The organism is Streptomyces alboflavus (assembly GCF_000716675.1).
Lineage (GTDB): Bacteria > Actinomycetota > Actinomycetes > Streptomycetales > Streptomycetaceae > Streptomyces > Streptomyces alboflavus.
On the sequence record NZ_JNXT01000020.1, the window covers coordinates 83,751 to 101,444 of the forward strand.

The 17,694-nt window shown below is 72.8% G+C and carries 17 protein-coding genes; 3 read left to right on the forward strand and 14 right to left on the reverse strand.

Going from position 1 to position 17,694, the window contains the following annotated elements; genetic code table 11:
• Nucleotides 1-43: 43 nt before the first annotated feature.
• Complete coding sequence (locus OO63_RS17160) at nucleotides 44-310, forward strand: protealysin inhibitor emfourin (protein ID WP_030357698.1); 267 nt, start codon at nucleotides 44-46, stop codon at nucleotides 308-310.
• Nucleotides 311-372: 62 nt separating this feature from the next.
• A complete protein-coding gene (locus OO63_RS17165; protein ID WP_397622116.1) occupies nucleotides 373-1,815 on the forward strand; it encodes a GH1 family beta-glucosidase in 1,443 nt (480 codons plus the stop codon).
• Nucleotides 1,816-1,941: 126 nt separating this feature from the next.
• Here OO63_RS17165 and era read toward each other — a convergent pair whose 3' ends face one another.
• The 3 genes from era to OO63_RS17180 form a co-directional block, all read right to left on the reverse strand.
• Nucleotides 1,942-2,895 carry a GTPase Era gene (gene era / locus OO63_RS17170; RefSeq protein ID WP_033264197.1) on the reverse strand — a complete coding sequence of 318 codons (954 nt, stop codon included), beginning with the start codon at nucleotides 2,893-2,895 and terminating at the stop codon, nucleotides 1,942-1,944.
• 257 nt (nucleotides 2,896-3,152) lie between these two features.
• A complete protein-coding gene (locus OO63_RS17175) occupies nucleotides 3,153-3,506 on the reverse strand; it encodes a cytidine/deoxycytidylate deaminase family protein (RefSeq protein WP_030357701.1) in 354 nt (117 codons plus the stop codon).
• Nucleotides 3,507-3,536: 30 nt separating this feature from the next.
• Nucleotides 3,537-4,358, reverse strand: coding sequence for a helix-turn-helix transcriptional regulator (locus OO63_RS17180; RefSeq protein WP_169786621.1), 822 nt, complete (start codon nucleotides 4,356-4,358; stop codon nucleotides 3,537-3,539).
• A gap of 190 nt (nucleotides 4,359-4,548) precedes the next feature.
• On the opposite strand from OO63_RS17180, the gene OO63_RS17185 reads away from it, so the two are divergent.
• Nucleotides 4,549-6,012, forward strand: coding sequence for an MFS transporter (locus OO63_RS17185; protein ID WP_030357703.1), 1,464 nt, complete (start codon nucleotides 4,549-4,551; stop codon nucleotides 6,010-6,012).
• Here the strand turns inward: OO63_RS17185 and OO63_RS17190 are convergent.
• The 11 genes from OO63_RS17190 to OO63_RS17240 all read right to left on the reverse strand — a co-directional run bounded on the left by OO63_RS17190 (nucleotide 6,009) and on the right by OO63_RS17240 (nucleotide 17,684).
• Complete coding sequence (locus OO63_RS17190) at nucleotides 6,009-6,365, reverse strand: MmcQ/YjbR family DNA-binding protein (RefSeq protein ID WP_030357704.1); 357 nt, start codon at nucleotides 6,363-6,365, stop codon at nucleotides 6,009-6,011. The two genes, OO63_RS17185 and OO63_RS17190, sit on opposite strands and share 4 nt — an antisense overlap.
• The gene (locus OO63_RS17195; RefSeq protein ID WP_030357705.1) at nucleotides 6,362-7,669 is read right to left on the reverse strand and encodes a hemolysin family protein; all 1,308 of its coding nucleotides are present in this window, start codon (nucleotides 7,667-7,669) and stop codon (nucleotides 6,362-6,364) included. The genes OO63_RS17190 and OO63_RS17195 overlap by 4 nt, the downstream gene beginning before the upstream one ends.
• A 4-nt stretch (nucleotides 7,670-7,673) precedes the next feature.
• Nucleotides 7,674-8,171 carry an rRNA maturation RNase YbeY gene (ybeY, locus tag OO63_RS17200; protein WP_030357706.1) on the reverse strand — a complete coding sequence of 166 codons (498 nt, stop codon included), beginning with the start codon at nucleotides 8,169-8,171 and terminating at the stop codon, nucleotides 7,674-7,676.
• A 12-nt stretch (nucleotides 8,172-8,183) separates the two neighbouring features.
• Nucleotides 8,184-9,305, reverse strand: coding sequence for a PhoH family protein (locus tag OO63_RS17205; RefSeq protein WP_078619189.1), 1,122 nt, complete (start codon nucleotides 9,303-9,305; stop codon nucleotides 8,184-8,186).
• A gap of 174 nt (nucleotides 9,306-9,479) precedes the next feature.
• Nucleotides 9,480-10,634: a carbohydrate kinase family protein gene (locus tag OO63_RS17210; RefSeq protein WP_030357708.1), complete on the reverse strand. Its 1,155-nt coding sequence runs from the start codon at nucleotides 10,632-10,634 to the stop codon at nucleotides 9,480-9,482.
• A 66-nt stretch (nucleotides 10,635-10,700) separates the two neighbouring features.
• A complete protein-coding gene (locus OO63_RS17215) occupies nucleotides 10,701-11,702 on the reverse strand; it encodes an adenosine deaminase (protein ID WP_030357709.1) in 1,002 nt (333 codons plus the stop codon).
• A gap of 31 nt (nucleotides 11,703-11,733) precedes the next feature.
• Entirely contained in the window at nucleotides 11,734-12,639 is a 906-nt protein-coding gene (locus OO63_RS17220; protein WP_030357710.1) for a ribonuclease Z, read from the reverse strand.
• Between the two features lie 14 nt (nucleotides 12,640-12,653).
• On the reverse strand, nucleotides 12,654-13,007 hold the full coding sequence (locus tag OO63_RS17225) for a histidine triad nucleotide-binding protein (protein ID WP_030357711.1): 354 nt from the start codon (nucleotides 13,005-13,007) through the stop codon (nucleotides 12,654-12,656).
• 219 nt (nucleotides 13,008-13,226) lie between these two features.
• Nucleotides 13,227-16,469, reverse strand: coding sequence for a S41 family peptidase (locus tag OO63_RS17230; RefSeq protein ID WP_030357712.1), 3,243 nt, complete (start codon nucleotides 16,467-16,469; stop codon nucleotides 13,227-13,229).
• Nucleotides 16,470-16,514: 45 nt separating this feature from the next.
• A complete protein-coding gene (locus OO63_RS17235) occupies nucleotides 16,515-17,075 on the reverse strand; it encodes a hypothetical protein (RefSeq protein ID WP_051810950.1) in 561 nt (186 codons plus the stop codon).
• Nucleotides 17,076-17,282: 207 nt separating this feature from the next.
• Nucleotides 17,283-17,684 (reverse strand): VOC family protein, encoded by a 402-nt coding sequence (locus tag OO63_RS17240; protein WP_030357714.1) that lies wholly within the window; start codon nucleotides 17,682-17,684, stop codon nucleotides 17,283-17,285.
• Nucleotides 17,685-17,694: the final 10 nt, after the last annotated feature.

A 17,694-nucleotide genomic window follows, 5' to 3' on the forward strand; every position in this document is an offset into this window, starting at 1 on the left:
CGGCCCGCTGGCGGGCCGCCGGTGCCTGGAGTAGACAGGACCCATGCGTATCCAGGTGAAGCGCACCGGAGGTTTCGCGGGCATCGACCGGCACGCGGAGGTGGACACCACCGCGCGCCCCGACGCCCAGGAGTGGCACGCCCTGGCCGAGCGGGCCGAGGCCGAAGGACGGGGCACGCCCCCCGTCGGGGTGCCCGACGGGTTCAGCTACCAGATCACCATCGACGGGCGGACCGTGTACTGCTCGGACCCCCGGCTCACGGACGACCAGCGGACACTGATCACGCGGGTGCTCAAGGAAGGCTCGTAGCTCCGGCGAGCGCGGGGAACCGCCTGCCGCACGGGCGTTGACTTCCCGACCGGCCGGTACGGATGATCGCGCGCATGGCGACGACGCGCGCACCGCTGCCCCGCTTCCCCCGCGACTTCCTGTGGGGGGTGTCCACATCGGCCCACCAGATCGAGGGCGCCGCCGACGAGCGCGGCCCCTCCGTGTGGGACGCCTTCACCGCCCTGCCCGGCACCGTCAAGGACGGCACGACGGCCGCCGTGGCCTGCGACCACGTCCGCCGCTACCGCGAGGACGTCGCCCTCATCCGCGACCTCGGCGTGGGCGCGTACCGCTTCTCCGTCTCCTGGCCCCGGGTGCTTCCGCGCGGCACCGGCGAGGTCAGCGAGCGGGGCCTGGACTTCTACGACCGGCTCGTGGACGAGCTGTGCGCCGCGGGCGTACGTCCAGTGCCGACGCTCTTCCACTGGGACACGCCGCTCGCCGTGGCGGAGGCGGGCGGCTGGCTCGTCCGGGACACCGCGCACCGGTTCGCGGAGTACGCCGCCGTGGTGGCCGCCCGCATCGGGGACCGCGTACCGAAGTGGATCACGCTGAACGAGCCCGCCGAGCACACCCTCCTCGGCCACGCCCTCGGCCGGCACGCGCCCGGACAGCAGCTCCTCTTCGACGCCCTGCCCGCCGCCCACCACCAGCTCCTCGGGCACGGGCTCGCGGTGCGGGCGCTGCGGGCCGCCGGGGCCGGTGACATCGGCGTCGCGAACTCCCACGGGCCGACCTGGGCCGCCTCCGACGCCGCCGCGGACCGCGAGGCCGCCGACCTCTACGACGTACTCCTGAACCGGCTGTTCTCCGACCCGCTGATCGCCGGACGCTACCCGGAGGTGATCGCCGAGCTCCTCGGAGCCGAAGTCCCCGACCTCGACGCCGACTTGTCGACGATCTCGGAGCCGATCGACTGGTACGGCATCAACTTCTACCAACCCACGAAGGTGGGCGCGCCCCTCGCCGAGCCCGCCCCCACCGAGTTCGCCGGGCTCACCCTGCCCCCCGAACTCCCCTTCACCCCGCGGCCGATCTCCGGCTACCCGACCACGGCCTTCGGCTGGCCCGTGGTCCCCGAAGCCCTCACCGAGCTCCTCCTCACCCTCCGCGACCGCTACGCCGACCGCCTGCCGCCCCTGATCATCACCGAGAACGGCTGCTCCTACGACGGCCTCGACGACCAGGAGCGCATCAGCTACCTCGACGGTCATCTGCGCGCCCTGCACCGCGCCCTGGAGGCCGGGGTCGACGTGCGCGGCTACTTCGTCTGGTCCCTCCTCGACAACTTCGAGTGGGCGGAAGGCTTCGCGCAGCGGTTCGGCCTCGTCCACGTGGACTACGCCACGCAGCGGCGCACGCCGAAGGCGTCGTACGGGTGGCTGCGGCAGGAGTTGCTCGCGCAGAACGCCCCAGTCCCGCCCCTTCCCGAAACTGGGGGCGCTGCCCCCAGACCCCCGCTCCTCAAACGCCGGAGGGGCTAGAAATTGTGCCGGTAACTTCTAGCCCGTCCGGCGTTTGAGGACGAGGCGCGAAGCGCCGATCAGCGGGGTCCAGGGGGCGCAGCCCCCGGTTTCGGAGAAGGGGCGGGACTGGGGCGCCCCGCGAGGCTAGAAGCCCAGCTTGCGCAGCTGGCGGGGGTCGCGCTGCCAGTCCTTGGCGACCTTGACGTGCAGGTCGAGGTAGACCGGCGTACCGAGCAGCGCCTCGATCTGCTTGCGGGACTTGATCCCGACGTCCTTGAGCCGCTTCCCCTTGGGACCGATGATGATCCCCTTCTGGCTGGGCCGCTCGATGTACACGAAGGCGTGGATGTCGAGGAGCGGCTTGTCGGCGGGCCGGTCCTCCCGAGGCAGCATCTCCTCGACGACGACGGCGATGGAGTGCGGCAGCTCGTCCCGCACACCTTCGAGCGCCGCCTCCCGGATCAGCTCGGCCACCATGACCTGCTCGGGCTCGTCGGTGAGATCACCCTCGGGGTAGAGGGCGGGCCCCTCCGGCAGGAGGGGGACGAGGAGGTCCGCGAGCAGGTCGACCTGCTTCTCGCCGACCGCCGAGACGGGCACGATCTCGGCCCACTCGAAGCCGAGCTCCTTGCCGAGCTGATCGATGGCGATGAGCTGCTCGGCGAGGGCCTTGCTGTCGACGAGGTCGGTCTTCGTGACGATGGCGATCTTCGGCGTCTTCTTGATCGACGCCAGCTCCTTGGCGATGAACCGGTCACCGGGCCCGAGCTTCTCGTTCGCGGGCAGGCAGAAGCCGATGACGTCGACCTCGGCCCAGGTGGCGCGGACCACGTCGTTGAGCCGCTCGCCGAGCAGGGTGCGCGGCTTGTGCAGGCCGGGGGTGTCGACCAGGATCAGCTGGGCCTCGGGGCGGTGCACGATGCCGCGCACGGTGTGCCGCGTCGTCTGCGGCCGGTTCGAGGTGCTCGCCACCTTCTTGCCGACCAGAGCGTTCGTAAGGGTGGACTTGCCCGCGTTGGGGCGACCGACGAAGCAGGCGAAACCGGCGCGGTGGGCGGCCTGCTCGGACGGCTCGGGTGACTGGGTACGCACGCTCATGGCGCCTATTGTCCCTGATCTTTTCGGGCGGGGGCGCCTTGGGCGGTTCCCCGCCGGATGGGGCTGCGCCCCTTTCCCCGCCTTTCGGCGCTTCGCGCCTCGCCCTCAAGCGCCGGGCAGGCTGTTACGTCGCCGGTGCGGCAGGGTTTCAGCCCGTCCGGCGTTTGAGGACGAGGCGCGGAGCGCCGATCAGGGGGTCCAGGGGGCGCAGCCTCCGGTTTCGGAGAAGGGGCGGGACTGGGGCGCCCCGCGAGGGCTCAGCCCGCCTCCGCCGCGAGCCGGACCACCCCGTCCGCCCCCGCCAGGAACACCGGCGTCCCGGCCCCGCCGAGATCACGTACCGCCGCCAGATCCTCCGCGGCCAGAGCGCCCTCCCCCGACACCACGGCCGCCGCCTCCAGGGACTCCGCCCCGGACGCCACGGCCATGGCGACGGCCGTGCGCAGCGCGGACAGCTTGAGGGAGGCAAGGGACACCGTCCCGGCGACGTACGTACGCCCCGTCTCGTCCCGCACAGCGGCCCCCTCCGGCACCCCGTTGCGGGCACGGGCCGAACGGGCGAGGGTGACGATCTTCTGGTCCTCGGGGCCGAGGTCGGTGCGCTCAGTCATGGCACGAGCATAAGGAGCCGCGGCGGCGGCTCAGCCGGCCACCCGGTACATGGCCCCGCGCCGCGCCTCCGGGGACGCGAGCCAGGCGAGCTTCTCCGCGGTGTCGGCCATCGGCAGCGGCGTGTGCAGGACGATCGTGAGGTCGGGCCGCGCGGGCACCTTCAGGGCGGTGGACTCCACGTGCAGGATGCCGACGAGCGGATGGTCGAGCTCCTTGTGGACCTGGCCCGCGGGCCGGATGTCCTGGCGCTCCCACATCGTGGTGAACTCCTCGCCCGAGGCGTGCAGCCGCGCGAGCAGCTCCTGGAAGCCCTCGTCCTCGGGATGCTCGGAGCAGGCCGCGCGGAACTGCGCGACGAGCGTCACCGCGTTCTGCTCCCAACTCACGCTCCGCGAGCGGTACATGGGGTCGGTGAAGAAGTCGAGGATGCAGTTCTGGGTGGTCCCGGGGCGCATGCTGAGGACCATCGCGGCGGCGTCGTTGTAGAGGACGCAGTTGTAGTAGCGGTCCATGATGTGCGCCGGGTAGGGCATCCAGGTGTCGATGAGCCGCCGCAGGCCCTCGCACATGTCCGCGGCGTCCTCCTCGGCCCGCGGCACGGGCGGGTTGAGGCCCGCGAGCACGTACAGGTGGCGGCGTTCGGCGCCGGACATCTTCAGGACGCGGGCCACGGCGTCCAGGACCTGCGGGGACACCGAGATGTCGCGGCCCTGCTCCAGCCACTGGTACCAGGAGGCACCGACGCCCGCGAGCACGGCGACCTCCTCGCGCCGAAGGCCCGGCGTGCGGCGGCGTCCGCCGCCTTCCGGGAGGCCCGCCTCCGCCGGGGTCACCCGGGCCCGCCGGCTCATCAGGAAGTCCCGCAGCTCGGCCCGGCGACGCGTCCGCACCCCGTCGGCCCCATCGGCCCCGTCGACCCGCTCCTCGGCCTGGCTGACCACCGCTCCCCCTGTCATCCGTACGCGGCTGCGCCTGGTGTTGGCACCACCAGCATAAGTTCCCGCTCCCCACGGCTATTCCGGCCGACGGACGCTGTTGACCATGGCGATAGACACTTCCGCTCCGTCCCCGACCACCGCAGACACCTCGGCCACCACCACCAAGTCCCCGCAGGCCGCTGCCACCGCTCCCGCCGGGCCGCCGCCCCGGCTCTCCCGCCGCGACCGGCTCATCCTCTTCGTGCTGTGCGCCGCGCAGTTCATGGTCGCCCTCGACTTCTCCGTCCTGAACGTGGCCCTGCCCGTCCTCGGCTCGGACCTCGGCATGAGCCATGCCGCGCTCCAGTGGGCCGTCACGGCCTTCGCGCTGCCGTCCGGCGGCTTCCTGCTGCTCTTCGGGCGCTTCGGTGACCTCTTCGGGCGGCGCAGGCTGTTCCTCGGCGGGCTCGCCCTGTTCGGCGCGGCCTCGCTGCTCGCCACGTTCGCGTGGGACCCGGCGTCGTTCCTCGCGGGCCGTGCGCTGCAGGGCGTGGGCGCGGCGGCGATCGTGCCGACCGGCATGTCGCTGCTCACCACGACGTTCCCGGAGGGCCCGCAGCGGGACCGCGCGCTCGGCATCTCCGGCACGCTGCTCTCCCTCGGCTTCACCGTCGGCATGGTCCTCGGCGGCGTCCTCACCGACACCCTCGGCTGGCGCTCCACGATGGGCCTGCTCACGCTGTTCGCCCTGATCGTGCTCCCGCTGGCCCCCGGTCTGCTCCCGGAGTCCCGCACCCCGGACCGGCCCCGCCTCGACATCCCCGGCGCCGTCACCGTCACCGGCGGGCTGCTCGCCCTCATCTACGCCCTGTCCACCGCCGCCGAGCGCGGCTTCGGCGGCACCGACGTCATCGTCACGCTGATCGCGGGCGTGGGCCTGCTCGCCCTCTTCGGGTACGTGGAGTCGCGCGCCGCGGCGCCGCTGGTCTCGCTGCCGATGCTGCGGCGCCGCACCGTCGCCTGGGGCAACCTCGGCGGTCTCGTCACCTTCTCGATGATGTCGACGGTCGTCTTCGTCCTGACCCTCTACTTCCAGGACGTCCTCGACCTGTCCGCCTTCCAGACCGGTCTCGTCTTCGGCGTGCAGGGCGTCCTGTCCGTCGTCGCGGGCATGCTGGCGCCCAAGGTCATCGGACGCTTCGGGCCGCGCCGCACGCTGGTCGGTTCGCTGCTCGGCCAGGGTCTGTTCGTGGCGGCGCTCATCGGGGTCGGCGAGCAGACGTGGTCCGTGTGGCTCGCGACCGCCGCGATCTCCGTGGCCAGCATGTTCCACCTGGGCGCGATCGTCTCGTACGGGGTGACGGTGACGTCGGGCGTGCCCGACACCGAGCAGGGGCTCGCGACCGGGCTCGTCACCTCGACCCAGCAGGTGGGCATCACCATCGGCATCCCCCTGCTCGGCGTCCTCGCCACGACCTCGTCGGACGTCCTCGCGGGCACCCGCACCGTCCTGACCCTCGACGCCCTGATCGTCCTGGCCACGGCGGCCCTGGTGGCCGTGGGCCTGCGCCGCCGCACCCGCGCCTAGGGCCGGTCGAGCCGCAGCCGCACCGCCCGGGGCAGCCCCGCCACCACCAGGTCGTACGAGTCCTCGATCAGCTCGCGGACCTGGCGGTCGGGGAGCGCCCCGGCCAGGGACACCGTGTTCCAGTGGCGCTTGTTCATGTGCCACCCCGGCACGATCTCGGGGTGGGCGGCCCGCAGCTGGAGGGCGATCTCCGGCTCGCACTTGAGGTTCACGGTCAGGGGCTCGGCGTCCAGGTGGGACAGCGCGAACATCTTGCCCGCGACCTTGAACACCGAGGTCTCCGCCCCGAAGGGGAACTCCTCCACGGCGTCGTTGAAGGACAGGCAGAACGCGCGGAGTTCGGCAGGGGTCATCGCGTGCCGCCCTCCCCGGAGCCGGGTCCCTCCGGGGCCACCGGCTCCACGAGGACCGTGATGATCTTGTTGCGCCGCCCGGCCGCCGCCTCGGCGGTGAGCTTCAGGGCGCGCCCGTCGGGGAGGTCCACGACGGCCGACGCCCCGGCGATCGGCACCCGCCCGAGGGCCTTGGCCAGCAGCCCGCCGACGGTCTCGACGTCCTCGTCGTCGTAGGACTCCAGGCCGTACAGCTCGCCGAGGTCGCCGATGTCGAGGCGGGCTGTGACGCGGTGGCAGTCGCCGTCCAGCGCCTCGACGGGCGGCAGCTCGCGGTCGTACTCGTCGGTGATCTCGCCGACGATCTCTTCCAGGATGTCCTCGATGGTGACGATCCCCGCGGTGCCGCCGTACTCGTCGATGACGACGGCGACGTGGTTGCGCTCCTGCTGCATCTCGCGCAGCAGGTCCCCGGCGTTCTTCGTGTCGGGCACGAACGTCGCGGGCCGCATGGCGGTGGAGACGAGGTCGTTCTCCGCGTCGCGGTTGATGTGCGTCTTGCGGACGAGGTCCTTCAAGTACACGATCCCGACGACGTCGTCCTCGCTCTCGCCGGTCACGGGGATGCGGGAGAAGCCCGAGCGGAGCGCGAGCGTCAGCGCCTGGCGGACGGTCTTGAAACGCTCGATGGAGATCAAGTCGGTGCGCGGCACCATGACTTCGCGCACCAGGGTGTCGCCGAGCTCGAAGACGGAGTGCACCATGCGGCGCTCGTCGTCCTCGATCAGGGACTCCTTCTCGGCGAGGTCGACCATGGCCCGCAGCTCCGCCTCGGAGGCGAACGGGCCGCGCCGGAAGCCCTTGCCGGGCGTGAGGGCGTTGCCGATGAGGATGAGCAGCGGCGGGATGGGGCCCATGACGCGGGCCAGCGGCAGCAGCACGTACGCCGCGGCGGTGGCCGTGTTCAGCGGGTGCTGGCGGCCGATGGTGCGCGGGGACACGCCGACGGCGACATAGCTGACGAGCACCATCACGCCGATGGCGATGGCGAGCGCCTCCCAGGTGGCGTCGACGGCCTGCAGGCAGGCGTACGTGACGAGGGCGGCGGCCGCCATCTCGCAGGTCACGCGCACCAGCAGGGCGACGTTCAGATAGCGGACGGGGTCGGCGGCGACCTGCGCGAGCTTCGCGCTGCCGCGCCGCCCGGACCGCACGGCCTCCTCGGCGCGGAAGCTGGAGATCCGGGCCAGGCCCGCCTCGGCGCAGGCGGCGAGCCAGGCCACCACGACCAGGGCGACCGCGCCGGCGATCAGCTGGAAGGACATGGCGTCAGGAGACGGTGGGCGCCGGGGACGGGCCGGTCAGGCCCTGCTCCGCACGCCAGCCGTCGACGATGGCCGCCTGCAGGCCGAACATCTCGGCCTTCTCGTCGGGCTCCTCGTGGTCGTACCCGAGCAGGTGCAGCACCCCATGGACGGTCAGGAGCTGGAGCTCCTCGTTCATGGAGTGCTGCGTCGGCGCCTCCTGGCCCTGCTTGAGGGCGACCTCGGGGCAGAGCACGATGTCGCCGAGGAGGCCCTGCGGGGGCTCGTCGTCGTCCTTCATGGGCGGGCGCAGCTCGTCCATGGGGAAGGACATGACGTCCGTGGGTCCGGGCAGGTCCATCCACTGGATGTGCAGCTGCTCCATGGCGTCGGCGTCCACGACGATCACCGAGAGCTCGGAGAGCGGGTGGATGCGCATCCGCGCGAGCGCGTAGCGGGCGATGTCGAGGATCGCCTGCTCGTCGACCTCGGTTCCGGATTCGTTGTTGACGTCGATCGACATGGTGCTGTTCCGCTACTTCCCTCTGGACCGGCCGCGGCCGGCGTGCGAGCCGTTCTCCGTGCCGTTCTCGTTGTCGTACTTCTCGTACGCGTCGACGATACGGCCGACGAGCTTGTGCCGTACGACATCGGAGGACGTGAGCCGGGAGAAGTGCACGTCGTCCACCCCGTCGAGGATGTCCTGGACCTGGCGCAGACCGGACTTCGTGCCGTTCGGCAGGTCGATCTGGGTCACGTCGCCCGTGATCACGATCTTCGATTCGAAGCCGAGGCGGGTGAGGAACATCTTCATCTGCTCGGGGTTCGTGTTCTGCGCCTCGTCCAGGATGATGAACGCGTCGTTCAGCGTCCGGCCGCGCATGTACGCCAGCGGGGCGACCTCGATGGTGCCCGCGGCCATGAGGCGCGGGATCGAGTCCGGGTCCAGCATGTCGTGCAGCGCGTCGTAGAGCGGGCGCAGATACGGGTCGATCTTCTCGTAGAGCGTGCCCGGCAGGAAGCCGAGGCGCTCGCCGGCCTCCACCGCGGGGCGGGTCAGGATGATCCTGCTGACCTGCTTGGACTGCAGGGCCTGGACTGCCTTGGCCATGGCCAGATAGGTCTTGCCGGTGCCCGCGGGGCCGATGCCGAACACGATCGTGTGCTTGTCGATCGCGTCGACGTACCGCTTCTGGTTGAGCGTCTTGGGGCGGATGGTGCGGCCGCGGGAGGAGAGGATGTTCTGGGTGAGGACCTCGGCCGGGGTCTCCTCGCCGTCCGCCTCGCCTGCGTCGTCCGCCCTGAGCATGGCGATCGAGCGTTCCACTGCGTCCTCCGTCATCGGCTGCCCGGTGCGGAGCACCAGCATCATCTCGTCGAACAGGCGCTGGATGAGGGCGACTTCGTGGGCGTCACCGACCGCGCTGATCTCGTTGCCCCGGACGTGGATGTCGGCCGCCGGGAAGGCCGTCTCGATCACTCGCAGCAGCGCGTCTCCGGAGCCCAGGACCATCACCATGGGGTGCTTGGCGGGGACGGAGAAATGAGCCTTGCCGATGCCCTTGCCGGTGCCCTTCGCGGGCGCCCGCGTCCGTGCCGTGTCCTGTGCCGCGTCCTGCGGCTGCGCAGGGGTCTGTGCTGTCGGTGTCTGCGTCATGGGCCGGCCGTAGAGGCCTGCACAACCCTCCTCGTCAGGGACTCGCCGGAAGGCGACTTCTGCACTGCCAAGCGTACGGCGTGCCACTGACAAGGCCTAAGCCGTTTTCCGGGACGGATGAGGACGGGCGAGGGCAAGCGAGGGCCGCCGGAGCCGGGCGGGGCCGGGCGGGGCCTACAGGGAGCGGCCGAAGCCGATCGTCGGGACCGCGCGCCGCAGCGGCCAGGCCCGGCCGCCGCCCGCGGGCAGCAGGTCCTCCAGGAAGGCGTACCGCCGCAGCGCCACCGGGTCCTGCTCGTCGAACTCGCCGACGCGCCGCCACCACGCCGCCACCTCGGCCCACCCCGGCGCCGACAGGGAGCCCCCGAACTCCTGCACCGAAAGGGCCGCCGTGAGCCCGGCGAAGGCCAGCCGGTCGGCGAGCGGCCACCCGGCCAGCGTGCCGGTGACGAAGCCCGCCACGAACACGTCGCCCGCCCCCGTGGGATCGAGGGCCTCCACCTCGATGGCGGGCACGGACGCGGTCTCGCCGGTGCGCCCGTCGACCGCGTACGCCCCCTCGGCGCCGAGGGTGACCACGGCGAGCGGCACGTGCTCGGTGAGGGCGTGCGCGGCGGCGCGCGGGCAGGTTGTGTCCGTGTACCGCATGGCCTCCTGGGCGTTCGGCAGGAACGCCTCACAGTGCGCGAGGTCGGGCAGCGCGGCCAGGTCCCAGGCCCCGGTGTCGTCCCAGCCGACGTCCGCGAAGATCCGGGTGCCGCGCCGGGCCGCGGCGGCGATCCAGGGCGCCCGCACCCCGGGCACCAGGGACGCGACGGCGGCCCGCGCCCGCGGCGGGCACTTCGGGGCGCCGCCGTCCGGGGAGTCCGCGTCGGGCGGCGGCTCGTGGCCGTGGCTGACCATGGTCCGCTCGCCCTCGTACGCCATCGAGACCGTCACTGGCGAGTGCCAGCCGGGCACGGTCCGTGACGACGAAAGGTCGATGCCCTCGCCGCGCTCCAGGGCGTCCCAGCAGTACTCCCCGTAGTGGTCGTCGCCGAAGGCGGCGGCCAGGGAGGTGCGCAGGCCGAGCCGGGCGAGGGCGCTCGCCATGTTGGCGACGCCGCCGGGGCTCGACCCCATGCCGCGCGCCCACGACTCGGTGCCGCGCACGGGCGCGGAGTCGAGACCGGTGAAGATGATGTCGAGGAACACCGTCCCCGTCAGGTACACGTCGCAGGGCGGATCGCCCGCCCTGCGCGCCGACTTGAGGGGATCGACGACGGTCTCCGCAGCCGCGGCGGGGGTCTTCTGCGAGACGCCAGGTGGTACAGCGGGTGGTACGGCCATGAGGGCAACGTAACCCAGGCCTGTGACAACGCGCCGTCGCACGCCGCCGGGACGGCCCGGTCGCCGTCAGTCGAACGTGTAAGCCGCGACCTCCGCGAGGTACCGCGCGCGCAGCGCCTCCTCCTCGGGGCCGCCGTCGAGGAACGCGGCCTCGAAGGAGTTGCGGGCCAGCTCGCGCAGCCCTTCCTGGCCGATGCCCAGGGCCTCGTGGACGGCGTGGAAGGTGTCGTCGACGTAGCCGCCGAAGTAGGCGGGGTCGTCGGAGTTGACGGTGCACAGCAGCCCGGCCGCCATCATGCGCGGCAGCGGGTGCTCCTCCAGGATGTCGACGGCCCGCAGCCGCACGTTGGACAGCGGGCACAGCGTCAGCGGCACCCGCTCCCGCACCAGGCGCTCCACAAGCTCCGGGTCCTCCATGCAGCGAAGGCCGTGGTCGATCCGCTCCACGCCGAGCACGTCCAGGGCCTCACGCACATAGGCGGCCGGGCCCTCCTCCCCCGCGTGCGCGACCTTCCGCAGTCCGAGCGCGCCCGCGGCCTCGTACACGGCGGCGAACTTGCTCGGCGGGTGGCCGACCTCGGCGGAGTCCAGGCCCACGCCGGTGATGCGGCGCAGATGCGGCTTGGCCTCCTCCAGGGTCGCCATCGCCGACTCGGCGGACTGGTCGCGCAGGAAGCACATGATGAGGCGGGTGGAGACGCCGTGCCGCTCCTCGCTGCGGTCAAGGGCGCGGCCGAGGCCCTCGACGACCGTGGCGAAGGGGATGCCGCGCGCGGTGTGCGCCTGCGGGTCGAAGAAGATCTCGGCGTGCCGCACGCCCTGCGCGGCCGCCCGCGCGAGGTAGGCGTCGGCGAGTTCCTCGAAGTCGGCCTCGGTGCGCAGCACGGCCATCAGGCCGTAGTACAGGTCGAGGAAGGACTGGAGGTCGTCGAAGAGGTAGGCCTTGCGGAGCTCTTCGGTGTCGGCGTAGGGAAGTTCCACTCCGTTGCGCGCCGCGAGCGCGAAGGCGAGTTCGGGTTCGAGGGTGCCTTCGATGTGCAGGTGCAGTTCGGCCTTGGGGAGGGGCATGGTGCGGTCTCGCTCAGTTCTGTGGTGGTGCTCAGGTTCGCTTGGGCAGGGGTACACGCAACAGGTCGCGGGCGACGGTGAGTTCACCTTCGAACCCGGCGGCGCGGGCCTGTTGTTCGTAGACGTCCGGGTCGGGGTAGCGCTGGCTGAAGTGCGTCAGGACGAGGTGGCGCACGCCCGCGTCGATCGCCACCCGGGCGGCCTGGCCCGCCGTCAGGTGGCCGTGGTCGGTGGCGAGTCGCTCGTCCTCGTCGAGGAAGGTCGACTCGATGACGAGCATGTCGCAGCCCTCGGCAAGCGCGTGCACGCCGTCGCAGAGCCGGGTGTCCATCACGAAGGCGAACCGCTGGCCGCGCCGCACCTCGCTGACCTCGTCGAGGGTGACACCGCCGAGGCGGCCCTCCTTCTGGATCCGCCCGATGTCGGGCCCCTTGACGCCGTGCTCGGCGAGCAGCCGCGGCAGCATGCGCCGCCCGTCGGGCTCGGTGACGCGGTAGCCGAAGGACTCGACGGGGTGCGAGAGCCGGATCGCGTCGAGGGTGTACGAGGGGGTGGTCGCGAGCGGTCCGTCGGCGGCGGCCGGTGCCTCGGTGAGCGACACGGTCTCGCGATAGGCCGTCGCGTACCGCAGCCGGTCGAAGAAGTGCTGTCCCGACGCCGGGTAGTGGGCGGTGACCGGGTGCGGGACCCGGTCGAGGTTGATGCGCTGGATCACCCCGGAAAGTCCGAGGGAGTGGTCTCCGTGGAAGTGCGTCACGCAGATCCGGTGCAGGTCGTGCGCGGCGACCCCGGCGCGCAGCATCTGGCGCTGCGTGCCCTCGCCGGGGTCGAACATGATGCCCTGGCCGTCCCAGAGCAGGACGTAGCCGTTGTGGTTGCGGTGCCGGGTGGGGACTTGGCTCGCCGTGCCGAGCACCACCAGTTCACGTACGGACAAGGAGCGTTGCCCCGCTATCCGGGGGGCCACTGGAGGCCGCGGCCGCCCAGGACGTGGGCGTGCGCGTGGAAGACGGTCTGCCCGGCGCCGGCGCCGGTGTTGAAGACGATGCGGTAGCTCTCGGACTTCTCCTCCGCGGCGACCTCACCGGCCTCGCGCAGCACGTCACCGGCGATGCCGGGCTCGGCGGCGGCGAGCGAGGCGGCGTCCGGGTAGTGGACCTTGGGGATGACGAGGACGTGCGTGGGGGCCTGCGGGTTGATGTCGCGGAAGGCGACGGTCGTCTCGGTCTCCCGCACGACGGTCGCGGGCACGTCCCCCGCGACGATCTTGCAGAACAGGCAGTCGGCCTGCGGTTCTCCCGCCATGGGGACACCCTCCCGGGTCACTGGGTTCGCTTGGGTCGCATGGTATCGGGGTGGGGGGAGACGGGGTCGGGCCGAGGGGGGTGGGCGGTGGCCGCACGGGGGCACCCGGAAGTCCGACCGCAACGGGTGGGCGGGTGGGAAGCCCGGCAGGGGGCCCGGCCGGGGGTGCGGCGGGGGCGGCCCAAGGGCACGAGGCCCCTGGGCCGCAGACGGCACCCGTCAGGCCGACGGCGCCCCCGCCCCGGGCAAGGCCGGCGCAGCCTTCGCCGGGGTCTCGTCCAACGCCGCGAGCGCAACACGTACAGCCGCGTCGAGCTGCGGATCCCTCCCGGCGGCGTAGTCCTCGGGCGTGACCACGACCTCGACGTCCGGGTCGACGCCGTAGTTCTCGACGCCCCACCCGTACCCCTCCAGCCAGAAGGCGTACTTGGGCTGCGTCACCAGCGTGCCGTCGACGAGGTGGTACCGGCTGTCTATGCCGACGACGCCGCCCCACGTGCGCGTACCGACGACGGGACCGATGCCGAGGGCCTTGATCGCGGCGTTCACGATGTCGCCGTCGGAGCCGGAGAACTCGTTGGCGACGGCGACGACGGGCCCGCGCGGCGCGTCCCCCGGGTAGCTGAGCGGCCCCGAGCCGCGCGGCAGGTCCCAGCCGACGATGCGCCGGGCCAGCTTCTCCACGACGAGCTGCGAGGTGTGCCCGCCGCGGTTCTCGCGCACGTCCACGACCAGGCCCTCGCGGGCGACCTCGATCCTGAGGTCCCGGTGGATCTGCGCCCAGCCGGGCGCCTGCATGTCGGGCACGTGCAGATAGCCGAGCCGGCCGCCGGAGCGCTCGTGGACGTAGGCCCGCCGGTCGGCGACCCACGCGTGGTAGCGCAGCGGCTCCTCGTCGTCGACGGGGACGACGACGGCGTGCCGGGGGTCGCCGCCGCCCGCGGGCGACACGGTCAGCTCGACGGGCTTGCCCGCGGTGCCGACGAGCAGCGGCCCGGGCCCGGTCACCGGGTCGACGGGCCGCCCGCCGACGGCGAGGATCGCGTCGCCCGCGCGCACCGCGACGCCGGGCGCGGCCAGCGGCGAGCGCGCGTGCGGGTCGGACGTCTCGGACGGCAGCACGCGGTCGACACGCCACGCCCCGTCCTCGCCCCGCGACAGGTCCACGCCGAGCAGCCCCTGCCGGGCCCCGCCGCCCCAGCCGCCGCGCGGCGTGACGTAGGCGTGCGAGGTGCCCAGCTCGCCCTGCACCTCCCAGAGCAGGTCCACGAGGTCGTCGTGGGTGGCGACGCGGGCGAGGACGGGGCGGTAGCGCTCCAGGACGCCGTCCCAGTCGACGCCGCCCATGTCGGGCCGCCAGAAGTTGTCCCGCATGAGGCGCCCCGCCTCGTCGTACATCTGCCGCCACTCCGCCGCCGGGTCGATGTACTGGCGTACGCGGCCGAGGTCGACGGTGATGTTCGTGTCGCTGTCCTCGTCGCCGGACGCCCGCCGGTCGCTGGGCACGACCTTCAGCTTGCCGTCGGCCCACAGCAGCACCCGCTTGCCGTCGCCGGTGACCGCGAAGTGCTCGGCGACACCGGCGAGTTCCTCCACGCGGTGCTGGGCGAGGTCGTAGCGCTCCAGCTCGGAGCTGGGGTCGGGGTCGGTCGGCGTGGCGCGGGACGCCCCGAGCACGCCGTGCACGGGGTGGCGCAGCCACAGCAGGCCGTCCTTGGCGGCGCGCAGCGTGGAGTAGCGGGCGGCCTCCACGGGGAACGGCACGACGCGCTCGGTGAGCCCGTCGAGGTCGACGCGGGTCGTGGGCGTGCCCTCGCTGTCGGGCGTCTCCGCGCCCGGCGCGTCCGGGCTTTCGAAGGCCCGGCCGTGCCGCTGCGGCCCGAACGGCGAGGGCGTCGTGGCCGCGAGGGTGATCAGGTGCGGCCGGGCGCCGCCGACGAACGCGAGGTCGAAGACGTGGTCGTCGTAGACGGGGTCGAAGGACCGCGCGGACAGGAACGCGAGGTGCTTGCCGTCGAGGGTGAACGCCGGGCTGTAGTCACGGAACCTGAGCTGGGTGGCCTCCGACACCGACAGGTCGGCGGTGTTGGCGAGCTTGAGCTGGCGCAGCGGCCGCGGCCCGGGGTGCGACCAGGCGAGCCACGCGGAGTCGGGCGAGAAGACGAGCCCGGTGGCCTCGCCGTGCTCGGCGCGGTCCACCTCGCGCACCTCGCCGCTCTCGCGCTCCACGAACAGCACCCGGCCGTCGTGCGTGGCGACGGCCGCCCGGCTGCCGTCGGGCGCCATGGCGAGCGCGAGGACCCGGCCGAGCTGTCCGGCGGCGAGCCGCCGCGGCGTCGCCCCCGGTGTGAGGCCGGTGGCGGGCGCGAACTCCAGGGCGTCGTCGCCCTCGGCGTCCGTCACCCACACCACGTGCTCCTCGCCGTCGACGCGGAACGTGCGCGGAAGGCGTGCCCGCACCCCCGGCTCGGCGGCGAGCGCGCGGGCGGGCCCCTCGCGGTGCGTGACCCAGTGCACGGCGCCGCGCACGGCCACCGCGCTGCCGCGCCCGGTGTGGTCGGGCGCGGCGGCCCCGAACCAGCGGGCGGCGCTCACCGGATGCGGCTGGAGGTCGGTGCGCTGCCCGCCGAGGACGATGTCCAGGCGGCGCGGCTCGGCGGCGGGGTCGGTGAGGTCGTCGAGGAGCCAGAGTTCACCCGCGGCGGTGTACGTCACGCGGGTGCCGTCGGTGGCGGCGTGCCGGGCGTAGAAACCGTCGACAGGCGTGTGGCGGCGCAGGTCGGTGCCGTCGGGCAGCGAGGAGTACACGGCGCCGACGCCCTCGTGGTCGCTGAGGAAGGCGACGCGGTCGCCGACCCACATCGGGTACTCGATGTTCCCGTCGAGGTCGGCGTGCAGCCGGGCGAAGCGGGGCTCGGGCCCGTCCTCGTCGGCGCTCCGCCGGATCCACAGCTTGCCCGCGGTGCCGCCCCGGTACCGCTTCCACCAGGCGGCCTCGCGCCCCATCGGCGCGGACAGGAGCAGGACTTGCCCCCCGGGGCCGTACGCGACGTCCCCGACGAGCCCGTACGGCAGCATCTCGGCGGGCCCGCCGTCGAGCGGCACCGCGCGCGCCCGGGCGCGGCGCAGCGAGGCCTCGCCCTGCGTGCTGATGGCGAGGACCCGCCCGTCGGCGGTCCAGCCGCGCACGGACGTCTTCGCGCTGCCCCAGTACGTCAGGCGCCGGGTGGGGCCGCCGGCCACGGGCGCGACGTGCACCTCGGGGGCGCCGTCGCGGGTGGACGTCCACGCGACGGTGGTGCCGTCCGGGGAGATCCGTGGCTGGGTCACGGGTACGTTGTCGGCGCTGACCCGCCAGGCGCGGCCGCCGTCGAGCGGGGCGAGCCAGACGTCGTCCTCTGCGGTGAAGGCGATCAACTCGCCGCGCAGGTGCGGAAACCGGAGGTAGGCAGGCTGAGTCACACGGTCAGCCTAAGCAGGCGCCGCGCGGGGCGGGGTCGTTTTGGATCACTTGCCCGGTTCCTCGTCGGGCTGTTCGGTCACGGTGACGGTGGCGGTGGGCCCGGGATCGGGCTTCTCATGGCCGGCGTTGTCGTCGTTGCTGTTGCCGTCGTCGTTGCTGTTGCCGTCGTTGTCGTTGTTGCCGTCGTGACCGTTGCCGTTGTTGCCGCCGTCGTCGTTGTCGTCATCGTCGGGCGTGTGGTCGCAGTTGCCCAGGGCGTCGACGCGGAACCACTCCTCGCGGCCGACCTTCGCGGTCAGACTGCCGCGTACGCAGGCGCCGTTGCGGACCTCCGTCACCCGGCCCTTGATGGTGATGACCTTGTCGTCGTCGGACTGGCCCCGGCAGTCGACCTCGGCGTCCCGCTGCTCGTCGGAGTCCGAGGCCTTCCTGGGCTTGCCGATGAAGGAGGCCGTGCAGGTCAGCCAGTCCACGTCGGCGTGCTGCCGCTCCAGCTCCCGGGTGCCCATCTTGTCGGTGGTGATCGCGACGGCGGACGTGCTCATGTTGCCCTCGACGGGGTCGCACGCGGCGGCTCCCGCACCGGCGGCCACGGCGGCCGTCACGGCGACGAGGACGCGCCGTGGTCGCCGCGCCCGCCGGGAACGCGGTGACGGTGATCGCGGTGTTCGCCTCAGTGCCCCCATGAGCGGCAGGGTGCCACCGCGGACGGCACGGCGGTAGAGCGCTTGCGGCCAACTGTCCAGTAACCGCCCCTGCCCACAAGCCCCTTCGGGGCCGCCTCCGGAGCTTCCCGGCCCTTCCGGGTCCGCTCAGGCGCGGTCCGTGCGCAGCAGCAGCCACTCCTGGAGCTCCACCAGGTTCCCCTCGGGATCCTTGAGGTGGGCCACCCGCATCCGGTCCGTCATGGGCGCGGGCCCGTGCGTCAGCTCGGCGCCGCGCCCGGTGATCCGCTCGCAGTACGCGTCCAGGTCGTCGACGCGCAGCACCACCAGGGAGCGGTGCCCCGTCGCCGACTCGGCCAGCTCGCCGAGGAGTTCGGCCATCACCGTGCGGTCCTGCAGCGCGATGCCCGCGGAGCCCGTCGTGGGGCTGAACTTCTCGTACGGTCCGCTCGCGGCGCCCGACTGGGGCTTCAGGCCGAGCACATCGGCGTAGAAGCGGTAGCAGGCGGGGAAGTCGGTGACGAGCAGGCGTACCTGGGCGAGTTCCACGGGGCTGCCT